Source organism: Cellulosimicrobium cellulans (genome assembly GCF_001722485.1).
Classification (GTDB): domain Bacteria; phylum Actinomycetota; class Actinomycetes; order Actinomycetales; family Cellulomonadaceae; genus Cellulosimicrobium; species Cellulosimicrobium cellulans_A.
In genome coordinates this window covers 1-6,727 of record NZ_LWGL01000162.1, presented here as the reverse complement: position 1 = coordinate 6,727, position 6,727 = coordinate 1, and the positions used below count along the sequence as shown (strand labels likewise).

Annotated in this window: 5 protein-coding genes and 1 pseudogene; all 6 read left to right on the top strand. The window is 75.1% G+C overall.

Annotation, left to right across the window (positions count from 1 at the left end):
* Positions 1-258 (top strand): annotated as a pseudogene (locus JZ5iCDA_RS14305) (hypothetical protein); the annotation flags it as partial.
* Positions 255-1,691, top strand: coding sequence for a UDP-N-acetylmuramoyl-tripeptide--D-alanyl-D-alanine ligase (locus tag JZ5iCDA_RS14300; protein ID WP_069387775.1), 1,437 nt, complete (start codon positions 255-257; stop codon positions 1,689-1,691). The pseudogene JZ5iCDA_RS14305 and the gene JZ5iCDA_RS14300, both read left to right, overlap by 4 nt.
* Positions 1,688-2,770 carry a phospho-N-acetylmuramoyl-pentapeptide-transferase gene (gene mraY, locus JZ5iCDA_RS14295; RefSeq protein WP_069387774.1) on the top strand — a complete coding sequence of 361 codons (1,083 nt, stop codon included), beginning with the start codon at positions 1,688-1,690 and terminating at the stop codon, positions 2,768-2,770. Before JZ5iCDA_RS14300 ends, mraY begins: the two co-directional genes overlap by 4 nt.
* The gene (gene murD / locus JZ5iCDA_RS14290; protein WP_069387773.1) at positions 2,770-4,215 is read left to right on the top strand and encodes a UDP-N-acetylmuramoyl-L-alanine--D-glutamate ligase; all 1,446 of its coding nucleotides are present in this window, start codon (positions 2,770-2,772) and stop codon (positions 4,213-4,215) included. The genes mraY and murD overlap by 1 nt, the downstream gene beginning before the upstream one ends.
* Before the next feature lie 155 nt (positions 4,216-4,370).
* Positions 4,371-5,564, top strand: coding sequence for a putative lipid II flippase FtsW (gene ftsW / locus JZ5iCDA_RS14285; RefSeq protein WP_366246679.1), 1,194 nt, complete (start codon positions 4,371-4,373; stop codon positions 5,562-5,564).
* A gap of 106 nt (positions 5,565-5,670) precedes the next feature.
* A partial coding sequence (locus JZ5iCDA_RS14280) for a UDP-N-acetylglucosamine--N-acetylmuramyl-(pentapeptide) pyrophosphoryl-undecaprenol N-acetylglucosamine transferase (RefSeq protein WP_069387771.1) occupies positions 5,671-6,727 on the top strand: 1,057 nt, incomplete at its 3' end.

Genomic DNA, 6,727 nt, shown 5'->3' with positions numbered 1-6,727 from the left:
CGCGGCGGCCCCGAGCCGCGCGACGTCGACGTGCGCGAGGTCGCGCCGCGAGCACGCGCGATCCGCGAGACGATCGCGGCGGCGGGGCCGGACGACACCGTGCTCGTGGCCGGCCGCGGGCACGAGGTGTGGCAGGAGATCGCGGGCGTCGACCACGCGCTCGACGACCGCGTCGAGGCGCGCGAGGCCCTGGCGGCGCGCGCGAGGGGCGCGGACCAGCACGACACGACGCACGACCCGAAGGAGCACCACGCATGATCCAGCTCACTGCGGCCGAGGTGGCCGCAGCGACGGGCGGACGCCTGTCCGCCGATCCCGAGGTGCGGGTGGACGGGCCGGTCGTCGTCGACTCGCGCCGGGTCGTCCCGGGCGCGCTCTTCGTGGCGCTGCCGGGGGAGCGCGTCGACGGGCACGACTACGCCGCGACCGCCGTCGGCGCGGGCGCCACCCTCGTGCTGGCCGCGCGCGAGCTCGACGAGCCGTGCGTCGTGGTCGAGGACGTGCAGGCTGCGCTCGGTGAGCTCGCTCGGCACGTCCTGGCGACCCTGCGCGAGCGCGGCGACCTGCGCGTCGTCGCGGTGACCGGCTCGGTCGGCAAGACGACGACGAAGGACCTGCTGGGCCAGCTGCTGCGCGCCCAGGGACCCACCGTCGTGCCCCAGGGGTCGTTCAACAACGAGATCGGGCTGCCGCTCACGGTGCTCGAGGCCGACGACACGACGCGCTTCCTCGTCCTCGAGATGGGCGCGAGCGGCATCGGGCACCTCACCTACCTCACGCGCATCGCACCGCCCGACGTCTCGGTCGTCCTCACGGTGGGCAGCGCCCACCTCGGGGAGTTCGGCGGCATCGAGGGCGTGGCGCGCGCGAAGTCGGAGATCGTCACGGGGCTCGCGCCCGGCGGGACGGCCGTGCTCAACGCCGACGACCTGCGGGTCGTCGCGATGGCCGACCTCGCCCCCGGCGAGGTGGTCACCTTCGGCACGATCCCGTCGGCCGACGTGCGCGCCGAGGACCTCGGCATCGACCGGGCGGGCCGCGCGTCCTTCACGCTCCGCGTGCGGGGACGGGGCGCCGCGGACGCGTCGCGCGCGCCGGTGACGCTCGCGCTCGTCGGGGAGCACCACGTGACGAACGCGCTCGCGGCGGCGACCGCCGCGCTGCGCCTCGGCGTCGACGTCGCGGACGTGGCCGCGCGGCTGTCCGACGCGCGGGCCGTGAGCCCGCACCGCATGCAGGTCACGGACCGCGCCGACGGCGTGACCGTGATCGACGACTCGTACAACGCGAACCCCGACTCGATGCGTGCGGCGCTCAAGGCGCTCGCCGTCGTCGCGGGGCGCGACCGCCGCTCGGTCGCGGTGCTCGGCGAGATGCTCGAGCTGGGGGACGACGCCCGCCGGGCGCACGAGGAGATCGGCCGGCTCGCGGTGCGGCTCAACATCAAGCTGCTCGTCGCGGTCGGCGAGGGCGCGGCGGGCATCCAGGACGGCGCGGTGCAGGAGGGCTCGTGGGGCGACGAGACGCGCTTCGTGCCCGACGTCGCCGCCGCCGCCGCGCTGCTGCGCGAGGAGCTGCGCGAGGGTGACGTCGTGCTCGTGAAGGCCTCGAACGGCTCCGGCCTGTGGCGCCTCGGCGACGAGCTCGCCGGCGCGACGGACGGGAGCGGCAGCCGGGGAGCGGGCGCATGATCGCGGTCCTCGTCGCGGCGGGCGTCTCGCTGCTCGTCGCGCTGTTCGGCACGCCGCTGTTCATCCGCTTCCTCGTCCACCGCAACTACGGGCAGTTCGTCCGCCAGGACGGCCCGACGGCGCACTTCACCAAGCGCGGCACCCCCACGATGGGCGGTGTCGTCATCATCGGGGCGACGCTGCTCGGGTGGGCGATGTCGTACGTCGTCTCGGGGCGCTTCCCGAGCGTGTCGGCGCTGCTCGTGCTGTTCCTCATGACGGGGCTCGGCCTCGTCGGCTTCCTCGACGACTTCACGAAGATCAAGAAGCAGCGCAGCCTCGGGCTCACCGCGCGCGCGAAGATCGTCGGGCAGGGCGCCGTCGGCATCACGTTCGCGGTCCTCGCGCTGCAGTTCCCGAACGAGCACGGCCGCACGCCCGCGTCCACGCGCATCTCGTTCCTGCGCGACACGAACCTGGACCTCGCGTTCGCGGGCGCGACCGTGGGGCTGATCCTGTTCGTCATCTGGGCGAACTTCCTCATCACCGCGTGGTCGAACGCGGTCAACCTCACGGACGGCCTCGACGGGCTAGCGACGGGCGTCTCGCTCATCGTGTTCGGCACGTACATCCTCGTGGGGATCTGGCAGCTCAACCAGACGTGCCAGCGCCTCGTCTCGGCCGGGCCGCGGTGCTACGAGGTGCGCGACCCCCAGGACCTCGCGATCGTCGCCGCAGCCGTCATGGGCGCGTGCTTCGGGTTCCTGTGGTGGAACGCGAGCCCGGCGAAGATCTTCATGGGCGACACCGGGTCGCTCGCGCTCGGCGGCGCGCTGGCCGGCCTGTCGATCCTGTCGCGCACCGAGATCCTCGCGGCGATCATCGGCGGCCTGTTCGTCATCATCGTCGTGTCGGACATCATCCAGATCGGCTTCTTCAAGATGACCGGGCGGCGCGTGTTCAAGATGGCGCCGCTGCACCACCACTTCGAGCTGTCCGGCTGGGGCGAGGTCACGATCGTCATCCGGTTCTGGCTCATCGCCGGCCTGTTCGCGGCGCTCGGCATGGGCATCTTCTACGCCGAGTGGGTGGTCGGCTAGTGCGCGACCCCCACGACCTCGCGGTCCCGCTCGCAGACGCCCGCGTCGTCGTCGCAGGCCTCGGCGTGTCCGGCCGGGCGGCGGCGACCGCGCTGCGCCCGCGCGCCGCAGCGGTCGTCACGCTCGACGACCGCGCCGAGGACGCCGACGTGCGCGACGCCGGGCAGGTCGCGCTCGACGACGTCGACCTCGTCGTCGTCTCCCCGGGCTGGCCGCCGAGCCACCCGCTCCTCGTGCGCGCGCTGGAGCACGGCGTGCCCGTGTGGAGCGAGGTGGAGCTCGCGTGGCGCCTGCGCGTGCCGGGGCCCTCGGGCGACCCCGCGCCCTGGCTCGCGCTCACGGGCACGAACGGCAAGACGACGACCGTCGAGATGCTCGAGACGATCCTGCGCACCGCGGGCCTGCGGACCGCCGCGGTGGGGAACGTCGGCACGCCGGTGGTCGAGGCCGTGCTCGACCCGACGCTCGAGGTGCTCGCCGTCGAGCTGTCGAGCTTCCAGCTGCACTTCACGCACACGACCTCGCCCGAGGCCGGCGCGGTGCTCAACGTCGCGCCCGACCACCTCGACTGGCACGGCGGACTGGACGCCTACGCCGCCGACAAGGGCCGGGTCTTCGAGGACGCGCAGGTCGCGTGCGTCTACAACGCGGCCGACGCGCGGACGGAGGCACTCGTGCGCGAGGCCGACGTCGTCGAGGGCGCGCGCGCCGTCGGCTTCACGCTCGGCGCTCCGGCGCGCGGACAGCTGGGGGTCGTCGAGGACGTCCTCGTCGACCGCGCGTTCCACGCCCCGGCCGACGCGCGCGACCGCCACACGTTCGCCGCCGAGCTCGGCACGCTCGACGACCTCGCGCACCTCGCCGGTCCCGACGGTCGCGTCCCCGCCCACGTCCTCGCGAACGCGCTCGCCGCGGCGGCGCTCGCCCGTGCGCACGGCGTGAGCGCGGTCGCCGTGCGCGACGGCCTGCGGGCGTTCCGCACCGGCGCGCACCGGATCCAGCAGGTCGCGACGGTCGACGGCGTCGCGTACGTCGACGACTCCAAGGCCACCAACGCGCACGCGGCGTCGGCGTCGCTCGCGTCCTTCGAGGCGGGGACGGTCGTCTGGGTCGCGGGCGGGCTCGCGAAGGGCGCGTCGTTCGACGAGCTCGTCGCGGCGCGGGCCGACCGCCTGCGGGCCGTGGTGCTCATCGGCGTGGACGCGGAGCCGTTCGCGGGTGCACTGGCCCGACACGCGCCCGATATCCCCGTGGTGCGCGTGGACCCTGGCGACACTGGGACGGTGATGCCCCGCGCCGTCGACTCCGCCCGCCGTCTCGCCCGCCCCGGCGACACCGTGCTGCTCGCCCCGGCCGGGGCGTCGATGGACCAGTTCCGCTCCTACGCCGCGCGCGGGGACGCGTTCGCCGACGCGGCGCGGGCCCTGCGGCCCGAGCGCGCGTAGCCATGACGCAGACCGTGGGCGCCCGAGGCACGACGGCGCGCGGCGCGACCGGCCGGGGGAGTGCGCGCGTTCCGCGCGGTTCCGCGGCGCCGTCGCGTGCGTCCGACTCTTCGCCGTCGGCCGAGCGGCAGTGGCTCGGCCAGTGGAACAGCACGGTGACGAGCTACTACCTGCTCGTCGGTGCGACGGGCCTCCTCACGGTCATCGGGCTCGTCATGGTCTTCTCCAGCTCGGCCGTCACGGAGATCGCGGCGGGCAACTCGCCCTTCTCCGCGCTCGTCGGCCAGGGAAAGTTCGTCCTCATCGGCCTCCCGGTGCTCCTCGTCGCCTCCCGCCTGCCGCTGCGCTGGTACAAGGCGCTCGCGTGGCCGGCCCTCCTCCTTTCCGTCGCTCTGCTCGTCGCCGTGCTGTTCGTGGGCGCGAGCCGCGGCGGGAACACGAACTGGATCCCGCTCGGCACGTTCTCGTTCCAGCCGTCGGAGATCGCCAAGCTCGCGCTCGCCCTGTGGCTCGGTCTCGTCCTCGGGCGCAAGCAGCACCTGCTCGGTCGCTGGTCGCACGTGATCGTCCCCGCCGTCCCGGGCGCGCTCGCCGTCGTCGGTCTCGTGCTCGCCGGCCACGACCTCGGCACGGCGCTCGTCATCATGGTCCTCGTCGCCGGCGCGTTCCTCGTCTCCGGGGCGAGCACGCGCCTGCTCGCGCTCGGCGCCGCGGTGGCCGCGTTCGTCGTCGGGTACGGGTTCATCCTCAACCAGGACGGCGGGGACCGCCTCGGCCGCATCATGGCCACCTACGGCGAGTGCAAGGACACGCTCGGCGAGTGCTACCAGTCGTTGCACGGGCTCTGGGCGCTCGGCACGGGCGGGCTCACGGGCGTCGGGCTCGGCGCGAGCCGCGAGAAGTGGAGCTATCTGCCCGAGGCGCACAACGACTACATCTTCGCGGTGATCGGCGAGGAGCTCGGGCTGCTCGGCTCCCTCCTCGTGCTCGGGCTCTTCGTCGTGCTCGGCCTCGCGATGAGCCGCATCGTGCGTCGCCACCCCGACCCGTTCGTCAAGATCGCCACCGCGGCGATCGCGTGCTGGGTCGTCGGGCAGGCGTTCATCAACATCGGCGTGGTCATCGGCCTCCTGCCCGTCATCGGCGTCCCGCTCCCGCTCGTCTCCGCGGGCGGCACCGCGCTCATCATGACCATGGCCGCGCTGGGCGTCGTCATCTCCTTCGCGCGCTCCGAGCCCGGCGCGGCCGAGGCGCTCGCCGCGCGCGGGAGCGTCGTGCGGCGCTCGCTCGCCGTCGTCGGCCGCGCCGCGCGGCCGCGCCGCCGCACCACCACCACCACCAGCACGTGACCCCTGCGCCGCCGCCCCTCCGCGGCCCGGCGCACGACCAGCCGGACAGCCGGCACGACGACCAGGACGACGCGGCACGAGCCGCACAGGAAGGACGACGAGGTACGTGACGAACATCGGTTCGGTGGTGCTCGCGGGCGGCGGGACGGCGGGGCACGTGAACCCGCTCCTCGCGGTGGCGGACGAGCTTCGCGCGCGCGAGCCCGGCCTGGTCGTGACCGCGCTGGGCGTGGCCGGCGGACTCGAGGACGACCTCGTGCCCGCGCGCGGGTACCCGCTGCGCCACGTGCCCCGCGTCCCGCTCCCGCGCCGGCCCAGCGCCGAGTGGTTCAACCTCCCCGGCCGGTTCCGGTCGGCGGTCGACGCGGCGGGCGCCGCGATCGACGAGACCGGGGCGCGCGTCGTCGTCGGCTTCGGCGGGTACGTCTCCACGCCCGCGTACGTCGCGGCGCACCGGCGCGGCGTGCCGATCGTCGTGCACGAGCAGAACGCCCGCCCCGGTCTCGCCAACCGCGCCGGCGCGCGCTGGGCGGCGCACGTCGGCCTCACGTTCCCGGGCACGCCGCTGCGCGGCGGCGTCGTCACAGGGCTCCCGCTGCGGCGCGAGATCGCCGACCTCGTCGCGGCGCGCACGACCGACGCCCGTGCCGTGCGCGCGCAGGCCGCCGCACGCCTCGGGCTCGACCCGGCCGCGCGCACGCTCGTCGTCACGGGCGGCTCGCTCGGAGCCCAGAGCCTCAACGAGGCGGTGTCCCGGGCGGCCGGAGACCTGCTCGCGGGCGGCGTGCAGGTGCTGCACCTGACGGGCAAGGGCAAGGACGGGCCCGTGCGCGACGCCGTCGCCCGCGCCGCGCGGCCGGGCTCCCCGGCGTACGACGTCCGCGAGTACCTCGCCGAGATGCAGCTCGCGCTCGCGGTCGCAGACCTCGTCGTGTGCCGTGCCGGGGCGGGCACCGTCAGCGAGCTCGCGGCGCTCGGGGTCCCGGCGGTCTACGTCCCGCTCCCGATCGGCAACGGCGAGCAGCGCCTCAACGCCGGACCGGTCGTCGAGGCGGGGGGAGGCCTCCTGGTCGACGACGCGGCGCTCGACGCCGCGTGGGTCTCGCGCGCGGTCCCGGCGCTCCTGGGCGACGCCGCGCGCCTCGACGCGATGGCCGCCGCGG

Bases quoted from the DNA above. Each gene is read 5' to 3' on its own strand.
- JZ5iCDA_RS14300 (WP_069387775.1), top strand. From the start codon at position 255: ATGATCCAGCTCACTGCGGCCGAGGTGGCCGCAGCGACGGGCGGACGC.
- mraY (WP_069387774.1), top strand. From the start codon at position 1,688: ATGATCGCGGTCCTCGTCGCGGCGGGCGTCTCGCTGCTCGTCGCGCTG.